We start from the raw sequence: 18,421 nt of genomic DNA on the forward strand, positions 1-18,421 counted from the left end.
ACGCGCGGCCCGGACACTGGGCTTTTGCGGTCAAAATCTGACAGCTGCGCGCTCGTTGTTCAGGGTTAACCCTGAAATTTCCCATTGCGTTGACGGCAAATGCTGGGAAATTGACGGCAGTCTAGTCAGACTCGCCCCGACTGACATTCCATTTGTTCGTCCCTACCTGTGAGTTTTTATGACAGCTCAACCGCTTGCGGCCGGGGGCGATGCCCGCCAGCGCCTGCCCTTGACCTCCCTGCGCGCCTTCGAGGCGGCGGCCCGCCTGGGGTCCATGACGGCCGCGGCGGACGAGCTGTTCGTCACGCACGGTGCGATCAGCCGGCACGTGCACCTGCTCGAAGACCAGTTCGGCGTGCCCCTGCTGGTGCGCCTGCCGCGCTCCGTGGCGCCCACGCCGGAGGGCGCGGCCCTGGCGGGGCAACTGACGGAGGCGTTTCGCCTGATGCGCGAGGCGGTGGCGCGGCTGGCGCCCGGGCCACTCACGCTGTCGTGCTCCGCCACCATCATGATGAAGTGGCTGATCCCGCGTCTGAGTGAGTTCAAGCGCGCCAACCCCAGCGTGGAGATCCGGCTCAACATGAGCCACGGCGAGGTGGACTTCATCCAGGACCAGATCAGCCTGGCCATCCGCACCAGCATGAACCGCCCGCCGCAGGACGTGGTGATCGAGCCGCTGCAGCACGAGCAGATCGGCCCGGTGTGCCACCCCGAGTACCTAGCGCGCATCGGCATCTCCTCCATCGCCTCGCTGACGCGCGCCCGCATCCTGGAAACCGCGACGCGCACCTACGCCTGGAAGGAGTGGGTGGCGCTGATGAACTGCGAGGACATCGGCCTCACGCCGCACGAGCGCTACGAACACTTCTATCTGGTGATCGAGGCGGCGGTGTCCCAGCTGGGCGTGGCGCTCGTGCCGCGCTACCTGGTGGAGAAGGAGCTGGAGTCGGGCCAGCTCGTGGCGCCCTTCGGTTTCATCCAGAGCCCGTACACGCTCAACCTGTGGATCGCGCCGCACGAGCGCCTGCGCGACGACGTGCGCAAGCTGGCGCGGTGGATCCGCGAGCGCATGGAGTGAGGGGCTGCGTTGGTCAAGACACCGCGAGCCGCCCAGGCGCCGCGCGCTCACCCGCCAGCGCGCGCTGCCCCAGCGCGATGGTCAGGGCCGCGGCGAGGCTGGCGACCACCGACACCCAGAAACCGTTCTGCGGGCCGAAGTGGTCGACCACCCAGCCCGACACGAACGCGCCCAGGGACATGCCGATGCCGATGCCCGTCATCACCCAGGTCACGCCCTCGGTCAGCATGGACGCCGGCACGCGGCGCTCGATCAGGCCGAAGGCGGTGATGAAGGTGGGCGAGATCGCCACGCCACTGAGGAACACGGCGGTCGCGAGCAGGGCGACCGACGAGCCCGCCACCAGCAGCGGCAGCGAGGTCAGGGCCAGCACGCCCACGGCGATGAGCAGCTGGCGGTGCAGTGCCAGGCGCGGGTTGAGCGCGCCCAGCACCAGCCCCAGCACGAAAGAGCCGACCGCGTAGACGCCGATCACCAGGCTGGCGGCGCCGGGCTGGCCCAGCGCCTTGGTGATGGCGATGGCGCTGACCTCGGCCGTGGCGAAGGTGGCGCCGACGAAGACCAGGGCGAGGGTGATGATCTGCACCGGGCGCTGCCGGATCGCCGAGCCCGCGGGGCCGCCGGCCTGCGGCGCGCGCACCGCGGGTTCGGTCTTGCGTTGCAGCAGGAAGGCCGCCGTGCCCCCGACCATGAACACGGTGGAGGCCAGCATGCCGGCTTCGGGGAACCAGGCCGCGGCCAGGCCAACCGAGAGCGAGGCCCCCGAGATGTAGATCAGCTCGTCGGCCGCGGATTCGAAGGCAAACGCGGTGTTGAGCTCGGGCCGGTCGCGAAACAGCTCGCTCCAGCGCGCGCGCACCATGGCCGACATGCTGGGCAGCGTGGCCGCGCCGAGGGCGGTGGCGAACAGCGTCCAGGCCGGCCAGTTCCAGTGGCTGGCCAGGATCAGCAGCACGAAGGCGGCGGCCGACACGGCGGCGGCCGGCGCCGCCACCGCGGTCTGGCCGTAGCGGTCGATCAGGCGCGAAATCTGCGGGGCCAGGAAGGCGTTGCCCAGGCCGTACGTGGCCGCGACGGCGCCCGCCAGCCAGTACTCGCCCAGGGTCTGGGACAGCATGGCGACGATGCCGATGGGCGCCATGGCCAGCGGCAGCCGGCCGAAGAAAGCGGCGATGGAAAAGCCCTTGGCGCCGGGCTCGCTGAATATCCTTGCATAGGGGTTGGGCACGGGAAAGCTCCTGGATCGGGGGTGAACGGCAATAAGATACGTGGCGTATGCATGTTATTGACGTACGCTGCGTACGTCAATTCACGTACGTTCTGTATGTGTTTGATTGGAGCCAGCCATGCGAAGAGCCCGCCAGGACATGATTGCCGAGACCCGCGGCAAGCTGATCGCCGCCGCGCGCCAGGCCTTCGGCCGCGTGGGCTACGCGCAGGCGTCCATGGACGACTTCACCTCCGCCGTGGGCCTCACGCGCGGCGCGCTGTACCACCACTTCGGCGACAAGAAGGGCCTGCTGCAAGCCGTGGTGGACCAGATCGACGCCGAGATGTCGGTGCGGCTGAAGGCCATCGCCGCGCGCGCGCCGAACCGCTGGCAGGCCGTGGTGGACGAGTGGATCGCCTACATCGAGATGGCGCTGGAGCCCGAGATCCAGCGCATCCTGTTCCGCGACGCGCCCGCCGTGCTGGGCGACCAGTCGCAGTGCCCCAGCGCCAAAAGCTGCATCGAGGGCCTGACGGCCAGCCTGGCGGCGCTCAAGGAAGACGGTGTGCTCATCGACGCCGACCCGGAGGCGATGGCCCGGCTGATCAACGGCGCCAGCAGCCACGCCGCGACCTGGATCGCCAGCTCGCCCGATCCCGAGGCGACGTCGAAGAAGGCGGTGGCGGGCTTTCGCCGCCTGCTCGAAGGCCTGCTGCGCCGGCCGGACCCGGCCTGAGCGGCGCGGTCCGCTGAGCCCCCGCGGCCCGCCATGGGCGCCGGGGTGATCGCGCGAAGCGATTGCTATCGCTTCGCGCTGCCTTGTTGGGGTGTGGGGGCCTTCCTACCATCCGCCGACTTCAACAGGGCACCCACCACCGTTCATGAAAACCCAAGTCGCCATCGTCGGGGCAGGCCCGGCGGGCATGCTTTTGTCAGAGATCCTCCACCAGCACGGCATCGCCAGCGTCGTGGTGGAGCGCCAGACCCGCCAGTACGTGCAGTCGCGCATCCGCGCCGGCGTGCTGGAGCAGACCACCGTGGACATGCTGCGCCAGTACGGCCTGGCCGAGCGCATGGAGCGCGAGGGCCACGAGCACGACGGCATGAAGATCGTCTGGGCCGGCCGCAGCGGCTTCTTCATCGACGTGCGCCAGCACGTTGGCAAGCGCTTCGTGGCCTATGGCCAGACCAGCATCCAGGAAGACCTGTTCGCGGCCGCCGACCGCCGCCAGGCGAGCCTGGTCTTCGGCGCGGCCAACGTCGCCCTGCACGGCATCGACAGCGACCGGCCGCGCGTGAGCTTCGAGGCCGACGGCCAGACCACCACCATCGAGTGCGACTACATCGCTGGCTGCGACGGCTTCCACGGCGTGTCGCGCAAGGCCATTCCGGCCACTGTGCTCAAGGAGTTCGAGAAGGTCTATCCCTTCGGCTGGCTGGGCATCCTCACGCCGCGCCCGCCGCTGCCCGACATCGTCTACGCCAACCACCCGCGCGGCTTCGCGCTGGCGTCCATGCGCAGCCCGACGATGAGCCGCTACTACATCCAGGTGCCGCTGGACACCAAGATCGAGGACTGGTCCGACGAGCGCTTCTGGGAAGAGCTGAAGGCGCGCTTCCCCGCCGACCTGGCCGCCGCGATCGTGGAAGGCCCCTCGATCGAGAAATCCATCGCGCCGCTGCGCAGCTACGTGGCCGAGCCCATGAGCCACGGCCGTCTGTTCCTGGCCGGCGACGCCGCGCACATCGTCCCGCCCACCGGCGCCAAGGGCCTCAACCTGGCCTTCTCCGACGTGCACTACCTCAGCCGGGCCCTGGCCAGCCGCTACGAGACCGGCCGCTCGGACCTGCTGGAGCGCTACAGCGACACCGCCCTGCGGCGCGTCTGGCACTCGGTGCGCACCTCCTGGTACCTCACCAACCTGCTGCACCGCTTCCCGACCACGACCGCCTTCGACCAGCGCACCCAGGAGTACGAGCTCGAATTCCTGAAGTCCTCGCACAGCGCGCAAGTGGCGCTCGCCGAGCAGTACGCCGGCCTTCCCCTGGAGCAGACCCGATGACCCCCGCCACGCGCGACTACCACGACATCCCCGGCACCTACGTGTTCGACGGCGCCCACCAGCGCAAGGGCTACTGGCTCAATATGTTCTGCAAGTCGCTGGACGTGGCGGCCCACCGCGACCAGTTCCGCGCCAACCCCAACGACTACCTGGCGCGTTTTCCCCTGAGCGACGCCCAGCGCGAGGCCGTGCTGATGCGCGACTGGCTGGGCCTGCTGCGCCTGGGCGGCAACATTTACTACACCTTCAAGCTCGCCATCTTCGACGGCCTGAGCATGCAGCACGTGGGCGCCGCCATGTCGGGCACCGGCATGACGGTGGACGACTTCCGCCGCATGATGGTCTCGGGCGGCCGCTCGGCCGAGGGCCTGCGCAGCCTGCGCCAGAACGCGGAGGTGGGCCATGGCTGAGCTCATCGGTGGCGTGGGCACCTCGCACGTGCCCGCGATCGGCGCCGCGGTCGACTACGGCAAGACGCAGGACGCCTACTGGAAGCCCGTCTTTGATGGCATGCAGGCGGCCAGGGACTGGATCGCGCGCGCCAGGCCCGACGTCTGCATCGTGGTCTACAACGACCACGCCTCTTGTTTCTCCCTGGAGCTCACGCCCACCTTCGCGCTGGGCGTGGCCTCGCATTACGAGCCGCACGACGAGGGCTACGGCCCGCGGCCGGTGCCGCGCGTGGAAGGCGCGCCCGAGCTGTCGTGGCACCTGGCCGAGTCGCTGATCCTGGACGAGTTCGACATCACCATCGCCTCGAACATGACGGTGGACCACGGCCTGACGGTGCCGTTGTCGGTGCTGTTCGGCCAGCCCGAGGCCTGGCCCTGCCGCGTCATCCCGCTGTGCGTGAACGTCATCCAGTACCCGCCACCCACCGGCCGGCGCTGCCTCAAGCTGGGCCAGGCCATCCGCCGCGCGGTCGAGTCCTTCCCTGGAAACCTGCGCGTCGCGGTCATCGGCACCGGCGGCCTGTCGCACCAATTGCAGGGCGAGCGCGCGGGCCTCATCAACGCCGAGTTCGACCAGCGCTGGCTCGACGAATTCGTCGACGCGCCCGACCAGGCCGCCGCCCACGACCACGTGGAACTGCTGCGCGAAGCGGGCTCGGAAGGCCTGGAGTGCGTGATGTGGCTGGTGATGCGCGGCGCCCTGCGGCCGCAGGTCGAGGTGGTGCACCGCTTCTACCACGTGCCCGCCTCGAACACGGCCTACGGCCTGCTGGTGCTGGAGGACGCGCAGCGCGCGCCAGCGCCCGTCACCTAGACGCCCGCCACCCCGCGGACCCACGAACAACAAGGAGACAAGACATGACGCCAATCCATTCCCCCGCCACGCCGCGCGCCCGACACGGGCTCATGCGCCGCCTGGGCCGCCAGCTCGCCGCGGCCGCTCTGCTGGGCTGCGCCACCATGGCCTCGGCCCTGGCGCAGGGCGACTGGCCGGCCAAGCCCATCCGCTTCATCGTCGGTTTTCCGCCCGGCAGCTCGCCCGACGTGGTGGCCCGCGCCCTGTCGCCCGGCCTCACGCAGGCTCTGCGCCAGCCCGTGGTGGTGGAGAACCGCGCGGGTGTCACCGGCATGATCGCGGCCGAGGCCGTGGCGCGCGCGCCCAACGACGGCTACACCTTCCTGGTGACCTCGGGCAGCGCCATGTCGATCTCGGTGCACACGCTGCCGCGCGTGCCCATCAACCCCGACAAGGACCTGGTGCCGGTCGCCGCCGCCGCGCGCATCGAGCTGTTCCTGGTGTCCGACGCGCGCCAGCCTTTCGGCAACTTCCGCGAGTTCATGGCCTACGCCAAGGCGAACCCGGGCAAGCTGACCTACGGCTCGCCCGGCACCGGCAGCGCGCCGCACGTGGCCACCGAGATGCTGCGCGCGCAGAGCGGCATCAACGTGGTGCACGTGCCCTACCGTGGCGCCTCGCCGGCCCTGCAGGACCTGCTCGGCGGCACCACGCAGTTCCTGTTCGACCCCGGCATCGCCCTGGAGCATGTGCGCGCCGGCCGGCTGCGCCTGCTGGCCGTGGGCAGTACCAAGCGCTCGCCGCTGTTCCCCGACACGCCGACCATCCACGAGCTGGGTATGGCCGACTTCGACGCCGGCACCACGCACGGCATCTACGCGGCGGCCGGCACCCCGCCGGCCATCGTCAACCGGCTGAATGCCGAGATCAACAAGCTGCTGGCCCAGCCCCAGGTGGCGCAGCAGTTCACCGCCATCGGCGCCGAGGCCACGCCCATGAGCGCGGCCGAGTTCGGCGCCCTGATCCGCCGCGACAGCGCGCGCTACGGCGCGATCGTTCGCGAACGCGGCATCAAAGAGTAAGCCCCTTCCGTCTCCCCACAACGGCCGCGCCAGGGCGCGGCCGAGGACCCGTCATGCGCCTTTTCACCCACCACGACCGCCCGGTGCACCTGGGCGCCTTCCCCAGCGAGCGCCTGCGCCGCCTGTCCGGCGCGCCGGACCTGTCCCGCATCGTCGACACCGGCGCGCTGCGTCCGCCCGCGGACGAGGGCGCCGCGCCCACGCTGGCGCGCTCCATCAGCCGCTTCATGTGCGCGCTCGACCAGGTGCGCGAAGGCGACCACAACCCCCACCTCGCCGAGATCCCGGGCAGCCCGGGCCTGCGCAGCGAACACCTGAAGTCGGCGGCCTACTTCCTCGACACCTCCATCGCCGGCGTCTGCGCGCTGGGGCCGGACCACCGGCTGGCCGAGCGCGTGGAGCACCCGGCCTTTCGCACCACCACCTACGAGCAGTCCGAGACCAAGCTGCGCCTGCGCTTCAACCCGAACGCGGTGCTGCGCCAGATGAAGCGCTCCATGGACCTGTGCGCGCGCGGCGTCGAGCACCATACGCACGCCCTGGTGCTGATGGTGGCCCACCCGCGCGACCCCTCGGCGGACGAACCGGGCGCGGAGTGGATCGTCGGCATGCAGGACTGGCGGGCCGCGCTGCGCGCCGCCGAGACCGCGGCCGTGCTGGCCAACTACCTGCGCATCCTGGGCCACGAGGCGCGCAGCCACACGGCCACCACCACCGACGTGCACCTCAACCGCCTGGCCGTCTCCGCCGGGCTGGCGCGGCTGGAAGACGGCGCGCTCACCAACCCCTTCGTGGGCACGCGCTTCGGCCTGGCCGTGGTCACCACCACGCTCGCGCTCAAGCCCGACGAGGCCCTGGCCCCGGCCAACCTGAACGAGCGCTGGCGCGCGCGCGGGCCGAGCTGGTGGCTGGGCGCGTCCAGCCAGAAGAACGCCTCCAACGCGGTGGACTTCGCCAAGCGCCACTACCGCGACAGCCTGCACCCGGTGGAAACGCTCAAGCGGGTGGACGAGACCACGACCTTCATCGACGAGGACCGCATCCCGCGCGTGCCCAAGAGCAGCGAGTTCTTCCTGCGCGCGGCCTTCGGCGACCTGGGCAAGGCGCCGCAGGAGGCCTCCAAGGACGGCTACTCGGTGGCCAAGGCCCCGCTGGCGGCCGCGTTGCGCCTGGCCCTGAACGTCTACTCCGTGCTGCAGCGGGGCGAGCCCGCGGCGCACAAGGCCAGCTACGCCGACCCGGTCCGCAACGCCGACCTGGTGAAGGCCACGCTGCACTACCTGGGCGCAGACATCGCAGGCCTGTCGCGTGCGCCGGCCTGGGTCTGGTACTCGCACCGGCAGGACGGCACGGAGATGCCGGTGGCCCACCCCTTCGCGGCCACGGTGATGATCGACCAGGGCTTCGACACCATGGAGGGCACCTCGGGCGACGACTGGATCTCCAGCGCCCAGTCGATGCGCACCTACATGCGCGCCGGCCTGGTCTGCGGCGTGCTGGGCGACCACCTGCGCGGCCTGGGTTTCAGCGCCACCGCCCACTCCGCCGCCGACAGCGACGTCATCCAGACGCCGCTGGTGCTGCTCGCGGGGCTGGGCGAGGTCAGCCGCATCGGCGAGACCATCCTCAACCCCTTCCTGGGCCCGCGCAGCAAGACCGGGGTGATGACCACGGACTTCCCGATCCAGCCCGACAAGCCCATCGACTTCGGCCTGCAGAACTTCTGCGAGTCGTGCAACAAGTGCGCGCGCGAATGCCCCTCGGGCGCGATCTCCGCCGGCCCGAAGGTGATGTTCAACGGCTACGAGATCTGGAAAGCCGACGTCGAGAAGTGCACGCGCTACCGCATGACCAACCTCGGCGGCTCCATGTGCGGGCGCTGCATGAAGGCCTGCCCCTGGAACCTGCCGGGCCTGGTGCAGGAAAAGCCCTTCCGCTGGGCGGCCATGAACCTGCCGGTGGCCGCGCAGTGGCTCGCGCGCCTGGACGACGCGCTCAACCGCGGCGTCATCAACCCGCGCAAGAAGTGGTGGTGGGACATCACCAACGACGGCACCGGCAAGGTGGTGGCGGCCAAGGAGGTGAACACGCGCGGCCTCAACAAACACATCAAGATCAGGCACGAGGACCAGACGCTCGCGGCCTACCCCGCGCCGCTGGCGCCGCTGCCGCTGCCCATGCCCAGCCCGGTGGACCGCGAGGCCGGCATCGAGGCCTACAAGAACCTGCTGAGCCCGGCGCAGTACCAGGCGCGCATCCGCGAGGGCCAGACGGAGAACCTGGTGCCGCCGCTGCGCCGCCTGACGGACGAGTCGCCCGTGCGGGTGGCCCGCATCGGCCGCCGCTGGACCAGCTCGGCCGACGGCAAGATCGACCTGTTCGAGATCGTGTCCAGCGACGGCCAGCCGCTGCCCGCGTGGCAGGCCGGCGCGCACATCGACATCACCATCACGCCCGAGTTCATCCGCCAGTTCAGCCTGGCCGGCGACCCGGCCGACCGCGGGCGCTACCTGCTCGGCATCCTGCGCGAGGACCAGGGCCGCGGCGGCTCGCTGAAGATCCACCAGATGCTGCGCCAGGACGCGCAGGTGGTGATCTCCCAGCCGCGCAACCACTTCCCCGTGATCGCCACGGCGAAGCGGCACGTGCTGCTGGCTGGCGGCATCGGCGTCACCCCGCTGATCGCCATGGCCCACGAGCTGCACGCGGCGGGCGCGGACTTCGACCTGTACTACAAGTCGCGCACGCGCGCCCAGGCCGCCTTCATCCCCGAACTGCAGGCCATGCCCTGGGCCGAGCGGGTGCACTTTCATTTCAGCGACGAGCGCCGGCTCGACATCGCCGACGTGCTGCGCGACTACCGCGACGGCCACCACGTGTACACCTGCGGCCCCGCGGCCTTCATGGACGCGGTGTTCGACACCGCCACGGGCTTCGGCTGGCCGGAGGAGGCCCTGCACCGCGAGTACTTCTCGGTGCCCGAGACCGAGGCGCGCGAGCGTCTGCCCTTCCAGCTCAGGCTGGCCCGCTCGGGCCAGCGCATCGCCGTGGCCGCCGACCAGTCGGCGGTGCAGGCCCTGGCCGCTGGCGGCCTGCAGGTGGACGTCAAGTGCAGCGACGGGCTGTGCGGCGTGTGCGCGGTTCCCTACCTCGAAGGCGACGTCGATCACCGCGACTTCGTGCTCAGCAAGGAACAGCGCAAGTCCCGGATGGTGTTGTGCTGCTCCCGCGCCGCGCAGGCGGACGGGGAGGTGGTGCTGGACCTGTAAGCGAGGCGGCACCCGCCGCCACCCCAACCGCTCGCCCCCGAGCGAACAACAGAAGGAGACAAGCAAGATGAAGAAGATCAGCCTGATCGGCGCCGGCCTGCTGGCGCCCGTCCTGGCCCTGGCGCAAGGCGGCGCCCCGGCGGCCTCGTCCGTACAGCTGTACGGGCGCCTGGACGCGTCCATCAACTCGGTGCGCTACTCGGCCACCGGCGCGGCGCCCTCGCGCCAGAACAGCTTCCTGTCGAGCGACACCTCGCGCTGGGGCATTCGCGGCAACGAAGACCTGGGCGGCGGCCTGCAGGCCTTCTTCAAGCTGGAGAGCGGCTTCAACGTCGACACCGGCGCGCCATCCAACCCGGCCGCGTACTTCAACCGCGAGACCCTGCTGGGCCTGCGCGACCAGCGCTACGGCACGCTGATCCTGGGCAGCCAGTTCACGCCCAACATCGCCATGTCGCTGCGCGTGGACCCGTTCCAGCGCTCTGGCATGGGCGCCAGCCTCACGCTGTTCCAGCGCGGCGGCGCGGCCGGCCTGCTGGGCTACCCGGCGATGCACAACAACGCGGTGCAGTACATCTCGCCCAGCTTCGGCGGTGTCGTCGGCAAGCTGATGGTGGCCAGCAACGAAGGCGCCTCGCCTTTCGGCAACCCGTCCAGCCTGGCGCTGGAGTACAGCAACAAGACGCTCTACCTGGGTCTCGTCCACGACCGCCTGAATTCCACCGGCGCCGCCGCCGGCCAGCCCGCGCTCGCCTCGGTGAAGAACCAGGTGACCAGCCTGGGCGCGAGCTACGACCTGAAGGCGGTGAAGCTGTACGGCTACCTGGTCAAGGCCGACGTGGACGGCGCGCCCGGCATGCGCGGCGGCTACGTGGGCGTCAAGGTGCCCGTGGGCGTCGGCGAGATCAACGCCGTCTACCAGGTGCGCAACGTGGACGACGCGGCCAACTCCGACGCGCGCCTGTTCGCGGTGCAGTACATGCACCCGCTGTCCAAGCGCACCTCGGTCTACACCAGCGTGGGCCACCAGAGCAACAAGGGCAACGCGGCCTTCGGCCTGTGGCCCTCGCGCACGGAAGCCGGCGGCGGCCCCGCCGCCGGTGCCGACGTGCGCGGCTTCCAGGTGGGCATGCGCCACGTCTTCTGAGGCCGGGAGCCGCCATGACCGACACCTCCCAAGCGGGCTTGTACATCGATGGCCGCCGGGTCGAGGCCAGCGGCGGCCGCAGCTACCCGATCCACAACCCGGCGCGTCCCGCCGAGCGCGTGGGCCAGGCCGCGCTGGCCTCGGTCGAGGACGTGGACCGCGCGTTCCAGGCCGCGCACCGGGCCTTCCCCGCGTGGTCCGCGCGCAGCCCCGCCGAGCGCGCGGCGCTGCTGCGCCGCGTGGCCGGGCACCTGACGGCCGACGCCGCCGACCTGGAGCGCCGCACGCGCCTGTTCACCCGCGAGCACGGCAAGGTGCTGAAGGAGGCCGCCACCGAGATGGGCCGCCTGGGCTCGCGGTTCACCGACGTGGCGGACAACGCGCCGCGGTTGATGGCGGACGAGCGCCTGTCCGGCCCGCCGTTCGACACCGTCATCGCGCGCAAGCCGCGCGGCGTGGCGCTGCTCATCGTCCCGTGGAACTGGCCGCTGTCGATCCTGGGCGCCAAGCTGCCGCAAGCGCTGCTGGCGGGCAGCACGGTGGTCATCAAGCTGCCGCAGCAGTCGGCCATCGCGCCAGCGCAGACCGTCGCGATGATCGCGGAGATGCTGCCGCCGGGCGTGGTCAACCTCATCACCGGCGAGGCCTCTGAAATCGGCGACGCCATGCTCACGCACCCGCTGGCCGCCGCGATCAACTTCACGGGCAGCGTCGGCGTGGGCAAGCACGTCATGCGCCTGGCCGCCGATCGGCTGACCCCGGTGACCCTGGAGCTGGGCGGCAACGATGCGGCCCTGGTGCTGCAGGACGCGGAACTGGACGCGGCCGCCTTCCGGCGCCTGTACCAGGGGGCGTTCATGACGGCGGGCCAGATCTGCATGGCGATGAAGCGGCTCTACGTCCAGCGCTCGCGCTACGACGAGCTGGTGCAGGGGCTGTCGGCCGTCGCCGCCGAACAGGTCGTGGGCGACGGCCTGCTGCCAGACACCACCATGGGTCCGCTGAACAACCCGCGCCAGCTCCAGGTCGTGCGGGACATGATCCAGCAGGCCCGCGAGCGCGGCGCGGACGTGCGCGAGTTCGGCGCGGTGCCCGACCCGGCGCTGTACCGCCAGGGCCACTTCCAGCGGCCGACCCTGGTGTTCGATCCCGACCCCTCGCTCGACGTGGTCCGCGAAGAGCAGTTCGGTCCGGTGCTGCCGATCCTTCCCTTCGACACGCAGGAGCAGGGCATCGCGCTGGCGAACGACTCGCGCTTCGCGCTGTGCTCCTCGGTCTGGACGGCCGACCCCGAGCGCGCGATGGCGGTCGCCCGCCAGCTGGAGGCGGGCTACACCTACCTCAATGGCCACGGACCGCTGGCGCAGGACAACCGCGCGCCCTTCGGCGGCTTCAAGGACAGCGGCTTTGGCCGCAACCTGGGCTTCCAGGGCATTGAAGGCTTCCTCTCCCCCCACAGCATCTCCGCCCCCGCGGGCTGGCTCCACAAGGCATGAACACCGAATCCCCCCTGGCCCCGGCGCCCACCGTGGCCGAGCAGCTGCTGCGCCTGTGCGCCGACGCCGGCGTCAAGTACATCTTCAGCAACCTCGGCAGCGACCACCCGGCCTTCATCAGCGCGTTCGCGCGGCTCCAGCAGGCCGGCCTGCCCATGCCCGAGGTGGTCATCTGCCCGCACGAGATGACGACCCTGAGCGCGGCTGACGGCTACGCGATGGTCACCCGCCAGCCCCAGCTGGTGCTGGTCCACGTCGACGTGGGCACGCAGAACCTGGGCGCCAGCGTGCACAACGCGGCGCGCGGCCGCATCCCGGCCATCGTGGTCGCCGGCCTGTCGCCCGTCTCCTGCGACCCGTCCGTGCTTGGCCACCGCAACGAGTACATCCACTACACGCAGGACACCAGCCGCCAGAGCGACATCGTGGCGCCGTACATGAAATGGATGTACGAGCTGCGCGCGCCCGACATGGTGGAGCCGGTGGTGCGGCGGGCGCTGCAGATCGCGTCCTCGCAGCCCCGCGGTCCGGTGTACCTGACGGGCGCGCGGGAGGTCTGGGACGCCCCAGCGCCCGCGGCGCGCGAGCGGCCTGACCACTGGCGTCCGTCGGCGCTGGGCGGGCTGCCGCCGGCCGACGCGTGGGCCCTGCACGAGGCGCTGTGCCGCGCGAAGCGGCCGCTGGTGATCACCAGCTACGCGGGCATGGACCCGGGCGTGCCGCCCCGGCTGGTGGACGCGGCGGACCGCTATGGCCTGGGCGTGCTGGAACTCGGCCCGCAGTACGTGAGCTTTCCGGGCAGCCACCCCTGCCACCTGGGCTACCAGCGCAACGTCCTGGTCGAAGAGGCGGATTGCATCCTGCTGCTCGACGTGGACGTGCCCTGGCTGGCCTCGCAGGTCACGCCGCGCGCGGACGCCACGCTGTTCCACATCGACGTCGACCCGCTCAAGACGGACCTGGGCTACTGGCACTTCCCCGCGCAGGGCCGCTTCCAGGCCAGCGCCGCGCAGGTGCTGGAGCAGCTGCTGGCCCTGGACGCCGCGCCCGCCCTGGCGGGGCGCGCGCAGCGCCTCGACTGGGTCGCGGCGGCGAAGGAGCGGGTCGCCCTGCGGATCCCGCCCACACCCACGCAAGGGCCGATCACCCCGGCCGAGCTGACCCGGGCCGTGCGCGAGCTGGTGAACGAAAAGACCGTGGTGCTGGTCGAGGCGCCGTCGCACGCCACGCTGATCGCGTCCGTGCTCAAGACCGACCGGCCGGGCGGCTGCTACCTGAACCACGGCGCCGGGCTGGGCTGGGGCATCAACGCCGCCATCGGCGTGAAGCTCGCGTCGCCCGAGGCCGAGGTCATCACCCTGGTCGGCGACGGTTGCTACCTGTTCGGCGTGCCGGGCAGCGCCTTCTGGGTCGCGGGCGCCTGCGGCGCCGCCACGCTGACCGTGGTCTACAACAACGGCGGCTGGAAGTCGCCGCGCGCGTCGACGGCGCTCGTGCACCCCGACGGCCCGGCCGAACGGCACGACACCTACTGGGTCGGTTCCGGCCGCGGCGTGAGGTTCGAAGCCCTGGCCGAGGCCACGGGCGCCGCGCTCGGCTTCGCCGTGCAGGACCGGGCCGAACTGGCGTCGACGCTGCGCTCGGCCCTGGCGGCCGTGCGCGGGGGGCGCAGCGCCGTGGTGAACGTGCAGCTCGCCCCCATCACCTCGCAATCGCTCTTGCCGTCCACGGCGCAAGGAGACCAGCCATGACGATCGACAATCCGCGTGATCGCCGCGCCACGCGCCGGCGGGCGCTGGCGGCGGCCCTGGGCGGGTTGCTGGCGTTGGCCTCGGGCGGTGCCGCCGCGCAGGCCAGCGCCTGGCCGAACCGACCCGTCCGCATCATCGTGGGCTTCCCCGCGGGGGGCGGGCCCGACGTGATGGTGCGCAGCCTCGCCCCGGGCCTGTCGGAAGCGCTGGGCCAGCCGGTGGTCATCGAGAACAAGTCGGGCGTGACCGGCATGCTGGCCGCCGACGCGGTGGCGAAATCCACGGACGGCCACACCTTCCTGATGACCACCGGCAGCTCGATGTCGATCTCGGTCCACACGCTCGAACGGCTGCCGCTCAACCCCAAAACCGAGCTGGCGCCCATCGCGGCGTTCGCGCGCGTCTCGCTGTTCCTGGTGGGCAACGCCAAGCTGCCGTTCAAGACGTTTTCGGCCCTGCAGGCCTACGCCCGGCAGCACCCCGGCCGTCTGACCTACGGCTCGCCCGGCAACGGCAGCGCGCCGCACGTGGCCATGGAAATGCTGAAAGGGCAGACCGGCCTCACGGCCGTGCACATCCCCTACCGGGGCGCGGCGCCGGCCCTGCAGGACCTGCTCGGCGGATCGGTCGACGTGCTGTTCGACCCGGGCATCGCCTTCGAGCACGTGCGCGCCGGCAGGCTCCACCTGCTGGCCGTGGCCTCGAACGAGCGCTCGCCGCTGTTCCCCGACGCGCCCACCCTGCGGGAACTCGGCGTCAAGGACTTCGACGGTGGCACGACGCACGGGCTGTATGGCCCGGCGGGCACGCCCCAGCCGGTGGTCGCGCGGCTGAACGCGGAGATCAACCGCCTGTTGAAGACAGCGCCGGTGGCGGCGGGCATCCAGGCGCAGGGGGCCGAGCCGACGCCCATGGCGCCGGCGGCCTTCGCCGCCCAGATCCAGCGCGACAGCGAGCGCTACGGCGCGGTCGTCAAGGCCCGGGGCATCAAGGAGTAGGCCGGGCGCCGCGGACGCGCGGCCCGGCGCCTACAGCCGCCGGCTGCCGCGCGACAGCACGCGCGCGCAGGACTGGCTCATGGCCAGGAAGGCCTGCGCGGCCGACGACAGCTGGGGCTCGCGCCGGTGCAGCACGGTGTTGACGTACTGCGGCATCGCCTCGCGCAGCTTCAGCGTCACCAGCCCCCGGCCCATCAGGTCTTTCTCGATGAGGACGGCGGGGATCATGCACATCCAGTCCGTGCTGCGCACCAGCGCCACCATCTGCGTGATGGCCTCGCAGGTGGCCGCCACCGGCGGCGCGGCGAAGCCGTGGTCGGTGAAGTAGCGCGCCACGGTGCCGCCCGGGCCGCCGGGCGAGCCCAGCAGCACCCACTCCGTGTGGCGCAGCTCGGCCAGCGAGGCCGCGCCCGCCAGCGGATGGCCCTCCCGCGCGACCACCGTCAGGTTCGAGCTGAACAGCTCGACGCAGGCCAGGTTGGAGGCGAGGCCCTTCGGCGGAACCGCGGTGATGGCCAGCTCGATCTTGCCTTGCTGCAGCGCCGACTCCAGGTGCTCGAACACGCCGCTGATGAGGTTCAGCCGCACGTCCGGAAAGCGCTTGTGGAAGTCGGGCACCACCAGGTGGAGCAGCGTGGCCGTCGGCGTCGGACCCAGGCCGATGCTCAGGCTGCTGACGCCCTTTCCGCGCAGCTGCTCGGCGTCGATCAGGATCTGGCGGGATTCGCGGTCGATGAGCTGGGCGCGCTCGTAGATCTGGCGGCCCTCCGCCGTGAGGCTGATGCCGCTCGTGGAGCGTTCGATGAGGCGCAGCTTGAGCGCGTTCTCCAGCGACTGGATGCTGCTCGTAAGACCGGCTTGCGACACCTCCAGCTCCCGCGCCGCGCGGCGGAAGCTGCCGAACTCGACGATGGCCAGGAAGGTGCGCAGTTGCTGAAGCGTCATGGGGGTCTTGTCCGGGGCCGCGTGAGGTCGCGCCGATTATGGGACGCGCCCGCGCCCACCGCCCCGCCTGGGGGCGTTGGCGGGAACGCCTGGCCGCTGCCGGTCGGGATGTCGGCCGCGGCGGTGTGCCCCGTCCCGCGCATCAGCAGGGCGGGGATTCGTAAATAACAAACCGACAAGACGGTTTATTATTGAACGCATCCACCCTGGCCCCCGGGCCGGCACGCCTGAACGGGAGACCCGATGCCCTTGACCCCGACCGACACCCCGCTGGCCGAGCGCCTGCAACTGCAATCCGCCGGCCCGGGCCGCTGGCGCAGCCTGCACGGCGACGCCAACCAGAACGGCCGCTCTTACGGCGGCCAGTTGCTGGGCCAGGCGATGCGGGCCGCGCTGATGGACGTGCCCGGCGCGCGCGCGCCGACCATGATGCAGTTCCTGTTCCTGCAAGGCGCGATGCCGGACCAGCCCATCGTGTTCGAGGTGCGGCGCTTGCAGGAGGGCAAGCGCTTCAGTTCGCGCCAGGTGCGCGGCGTGCAGGGCGAACGCACCGTGCTCGACGCCCAGGTGAGCTGCGCCTTGCCCTTGCCGGGGCCCGCGCACGCCGAAGCCTCGCCGGTGCCCCACGGCGAGCGGCCCGAGGACCTGTCCACGCTGGACGAAGTGCCCGGGCCCTGGCGCGACCGCATCGCGCTCATGGGCGGCTATGGCCGCGACTGCAATGCCGCGATTCACTTCCGCATTCCCGACGTGGAGCGCCAGCTCGGCGGCGTGGACACGGGGCGCGGGTTCCGCTACTGGATGAAGGTGCCGCAGGCCCTGCCCGATGAAGCGCCCCTGCACGCCGCCGCCTTCGCCTACCTGTCGGACTGGTGGCTCAACTTCTGCATCCTGCGGCCGCACCTGGCGAGTGCCGGCGAGCGCGGCATGTACATCTCCAGCCTCAACCACGCCCTGTGGCTGCACGCGCCGCTGCGCGCCGACCGGTGGGTCCACGTGCAGACGCACAGCCCGCACGCGGCCCAGGGCCGCGGCCTGGCGCTGGCGCACTACCACGACGAAGCGGGGCGGCACGTCGCCACCGCCACCCAGGACTGCCTGGTGAGCTGGACCGACTAGTGTCCAAGAGGCCAGGCGCCGCTGGCGGCGCCGCGCTCAGGCCCCGCCGCCGGGCCGGCGGTGGCCCGCGGTGCGGGGGGCGATCCCGGGCTTGAGGCGCCAGTCGGGCCCGAAGTCCGACAGCGGGTGCGAGGGCATCGCCGCCTCGTGCTCGATGCCGCGCAGGCGCGCCTCGTAGGCGTCGAGGTAGGCCCCGCGCTGCCCGGGGTCGGTGTACTGGATGGACCAGCCCACGAAGGGCTGCAGCACCTGCAGCCCCGAGTAGCCGAAGGTGCCGTGCTGCAGGTGCCAGAGGATCACGTCGCGCTGGCCCAGCAGGCCGTCGGGCGCCATCATCTCGGGGAAGCAGCCGGTGGTGAAGGCCAGCATGGCCTTGCGGCCTTTCAGCCCGCCCTGGTCGAAGCGCTTGCCGCCCGCGCCGTACACCGTGCCGTTGGCGAACACGCGGTCGATCCAGCCCTTCATGATCGCGGGCACCGAGAACCACCAGAGCGGAAACTGCAGGATCAGCAGATCGCAGGCCATGAGCTTGTCGAGTTCGGCCTGGATGTCCGCGCGGAAGGTCTGGCGCTGCGAGGCCTGCTTCTGCTCGCGGTCGTACTGCAGCGCGTCGGGGAATCGGCGCTCGCTGAAATCATCGCCGGTGGCCACGGGCTGGAAGCCCATGGCGTAGAGGTCGGACACCACCACCTGGTGGCCGGTCTCGCGCAGGGTGTGCACCGCGCGCTGCAGCAAGGCCTGCCCGAAGGAGCGGGGCTCGGGGTGGGCGTGGACGATGAAGACCTTCATGGCGGGCCCCGGTGTCAGAGTGCCTCGACCAGCGCGGGCACGGCCTCGAACAGATCGGCCTCCAGGCCGTAGTCGGCCACGCTGAAGATCGGCGCCTCGGGGTCCTTGTTGATCGCCACGATCACCTTGGAGTCCTTCATGCCCGCCAGGTGCTGGATGGCGCCCGAGATGCCGGCGGCGATGTAGAGCTGCGGCGCCACGATCTTGCCCGTCTGGCCCACCTGCA

Annotated in this window: 16 protein-coding genes; 12 read left to right on the top strand and 4 right to left on the bottom strand. The window is 71.2% G+C overall.

The window, feature by feature from the left end:
• Positions 1–229: 229 nt before the first annotated feature.
• Positions 230–1,078 (top strand): LysR substrate-binding domain-containing protein, encoded by an 849-nt coding sequence (locus BHU06_RS19855; protein WP_254668205.1) that lies wholly within the window; start codon positions 230–232, stop codon positions 1,076–1,078.
• Positions 1,079–1,091: 13 nt separating this feature from the next.
• On the opposite strand, the gene BHU06_RS19860 is transcribed toward BHU06_RS19855, so the two are convergent.
• A complete protein-coding gene (locus BHU06_RS19860) occupies positions 1,092–2,306 on the bottom strand; it encodes an MFS transporter (protein ID WP_070400953.1) in 1,215 nt (404 codons plus the stop codon).
• A gap of 118 nt (positions 2,307–2,424) precedes the next feature.
• On the opposite strand from BHU06_RS19860, the gene BHU06_RS19865 reads away from it, so the two are divergent.
• The 10 genes from BHU06_RS19865 to BHU06_RS19910 all read left to right on the top strand — a co-directional run bounded on the left by BHU06_RS19865 (position 2,425) and on the right by BHU06_RS19910 (position 15,342).
• Positions 2,425–3,024, top strand: a complete 600-nt coding sequence (locus BHU06_RS19865; protein WP_070400954.1) for a TetR/AcrR family transcriptional regulator — start codon at positions 2,425–2,427, stop codon at positions 3,022–3,024.
• A gap of 145 nt (positions 3,025–3,169) precedes the next feature.
• Positions 3,170–4,351: a 4-hydroxybenzoate 3-monooxygenase gene (gene pobA / locus BHU06_RS19870; protein ID WP_070400955.1), complete on the top strand. Its 1,182-nt coding sequence runs from the start codon at positions 3,170–3,172 to the stop codon at positions 4,349–4,351.
• Positions 4,348–4,761, top strand: a complete 414-nt coding sequence (gene ligA / locus BHU06_RS19875) for a protocatechuate 4,5-dioxygenase subunit alpha (protein ID WP_070400956.1) — start codon at positions 4,348–4,350, stop codon at positions 4,759–4,761. The genes pobA and ligA overlap by 4 nt, the downstream gene beginning before the upstream one ends.
• Positions 4,754–5,617: a class III extradiol dioxygenase subunit beta gene (locus BHU06_RS19880; RefSeq protein ID WP_070400957.1), complete on the top strand. Its 864-nt coding sequence runs from the start codon at positions 4,754–4,756 to the stop codon at positions 5,615–5,617. The genes ligA and BHU06_RS19880 overlap by 8 nt, the downstream gene beginning before the upstream one ends.
• 44 nt (positions 5,618–5,661) lie before the next feature.
• Entirely contained in the window at positions 5,662–6,681 is a 1,020-nt protein-coding gene (locus BHU06_RS19885; RefSeq protein WP_070400958.1) for a tripartite tricarboxylate transporter substrate binding protein, read from the top strand.
• Between the two features lie 53 nt (positions 6,682–6,734).
• On the top strand, positions 6,735–9,950 hold the full coding sequence (locus BHU06_RS19890; RefSeq protein ID WP_070400959.1) for a 2Fe-2S iron-sulfur cluster-binding protein: 3,216 nt from the start codon (positions 6,735–6,737) through the stop codon (positions 9,948–9,950).
• Between the two features lie 67 nt (positions 9,951–10,017).
• Complete coding sequence (locus BHU06_RS19895) at positions 10,018–11,097, top strand: porin (protein ID WP_070400960.1); 1,080 nt, start codon at positions 10,018–10,020, stop codon at positions 11,095–11,097.
• Positions 11,098–11,111: 14 nt separating this feature from the next.
• Positions 11,112–12,593, top strand: a complete 1,482-nt coding sequence (locus tag BHU06_RS19900; RefSeq protein WP_070400961.1) for an aldehyde dehydrogenase family protein — start codon at positions 11,112–11,114, stop codon at positions 12,591–12,593.
• Positions 12,590–14,344, top strand: a complete 1,755-nt coding sequence (locus BHU06_RS19905) for a thiamine pyrophosphate-requiring protein (RefSeq protein ID WP_070400962.1) — start codon at positions 12,590–12,592, stop codon at positions 14,342–14,344. The genes BHU06_RS19900 and BHU06_RS19905 overlap by 4 nt, the downstream gene beginning before the upstream one ends.
• Positions 14,341–15,342, top strand: a complete 1,002-nt coding sequence (locus BHU06_RS19910; RefSeq protein ID WP_070400963.1) for a tripartite tricarboxylate transporter substrate binding protein — start codon at positions 14,341–14,343, stop codon at positions 15,340–15,342. Before BHU06_RS19905 ends, BHU06_RS19910 begins: the two co-directional genes overlap by 4 nt.
• A gap of 30 nt (positions 15,343–15,372) precedes the next feature.
• Here BHU06_RS19910 and BHU06_RS19915 read toward each other — a convergent pair whose 3' ends face one another.
• Positions 15,373–16,287 (bottom strand): LysR family transcriptional regulator, encoded by a 915-nt coding sequence (locus BHU06_RS19915; protein ID WP_070400964.1) that lies wholly within the window; start codon positions 16,285–16,287, stop codon positions 15,373–15,375.
• 243 nt (positions 16,288–16,530) lie between these two features.
• Between BHU06_RS19915 and BHU06_RS19920 the strand changes: the two genes are divergently transcribed.
• A complete protein-coding gene (locus tag BHU06_RS19920; RefSeq protein ID WP_139147134.1) occupies positions 16,531–17,406 on the top strand; it encodes an acyl-CoA thioesterase II in 876 nt (291 codons plus the stop codon).
• Between the two features lie 36 nt (positions 17,407–17,442).
• Here the strand turns inward: BHU06_RS19920 and BHU06_RS19925 are convergent, their stop codons facing one another.
• Positions 17,443–18,195, bottom strand: coding sequence for an NAD(P)H-dependent oxidoreductase (locus BHU06_RS19925; protein ID WP_070400965.1), 753 nt, complete (start codon positions 18,193–18,195; stop codon positions 17,443–17,445).
• 14 nt (positions 18,196–18,209) lie between these two features.
• A partial coding sequence (locus tag BHU06_RS19930; RefSeq protein ID WP_217494363.1) for an electron transfer flavoprotein subunit alpha/FixB family protein occupies positions 18,210–18,421 on the bottom strand: 212 nt, incomplete at its 5' end.

This window comes from Hydrogenophaga sp. PML113 (assembly GCF_001777155.1).
Lineage (GTDB): Bacteria > Pseudomonadota > Gammaproteobacteria > Burkholderiales > Burkholderiaceae_C > Hydrogenophaga > Hydrogenophaga borbori.

Coding starts and splice junctions, on each gene's coding strand:
- BHU06_RS19925 (WP_070400965.1), bottom strand. CDS start 18,195: ATGAAGGTCTTCATCGTCCACGCCCACCCCGAGCCCCGCTCCTTCGGG.
- BHU06_RS19900 (WP_070400961.1), top strand. CDS start 11,112: ATGACCGACACCTCCCAAGCGGGCTTGTACATCGATGGCCGCCGGGTC.
- ligA (WP_070400956.1), top strand. CDS start 4,348: ATGACCCCCGCCACGCGCGACTACCACGACATCCCCGGCACCTACGTG.
- BHU06_RS19905 (WP_070400962.1), top strand. CDS start 12,590: ATGAACACCGAATCCCCCCTGGCCCCGGCGCCCACCGTGGCCGAGCAG.
- BHU06_RS19915 (WP_070400964.1), bottom strand. CDS start 16,287: ATGACGCTTCAGCAACTGCGCACCTTCCTGGCCATCGTCGAGTTCGGC.
- BHU06_RS19890 (WP_070400959.1), top strand. CDS start 6,735: ATGCGCCTTTTCACCCACCACGACCGCCCGGTGCACCTGGGCGCCTTC.
- BHU06_RS19865 (WP_070400954.1), top strand. CDS start 2,425: ATGCGAAGAGCCCGCCAGGACATGATTGCCGAGACCCGCGGCAAGCTG.
- BHU06_RS19910 (WP_070400963.1), top strand. CDS start 14,341: ATGACGATCGACAATCCGCGTGATCGCCGCGCCACGCGCCGGCGGGCG.
- BHU06_RS19895 (WP_070400960.1), top strand. CDS start 10,018: ATGAAGAAGATCAGCCTGATCGGCGCCGGCCTGCTGGCGCCCGTCCTG.
- BHU06_RS19920 (WP_139147134.1), top strand. CDS start 16,531: ATGCCCTTGACCCCGACCGACACCCCGCTGGCCGAGCGCCTGCAACTG.
- BHU06_RS19880 (WP_070400957.1), top strand. CDS start 4,754: ATGGCTGAGCTCATCGGTGGCGTGGGCACCTCGCACGTGCCCGCGATC.
- BHU06_RS19885 (WP_070400958.1), top strand. CDS start 5,662: ATGACGCCAATCCATTCCCCCGCCACGCCGCGCGCCCGACACGGGCTC.
- pobA (WP_070400955.1), top strand. CDS start 3,170: ATGAAAACCCAAGTCGCCATCGTCGGGGCAGGCCCGGCGGGCATGCTT.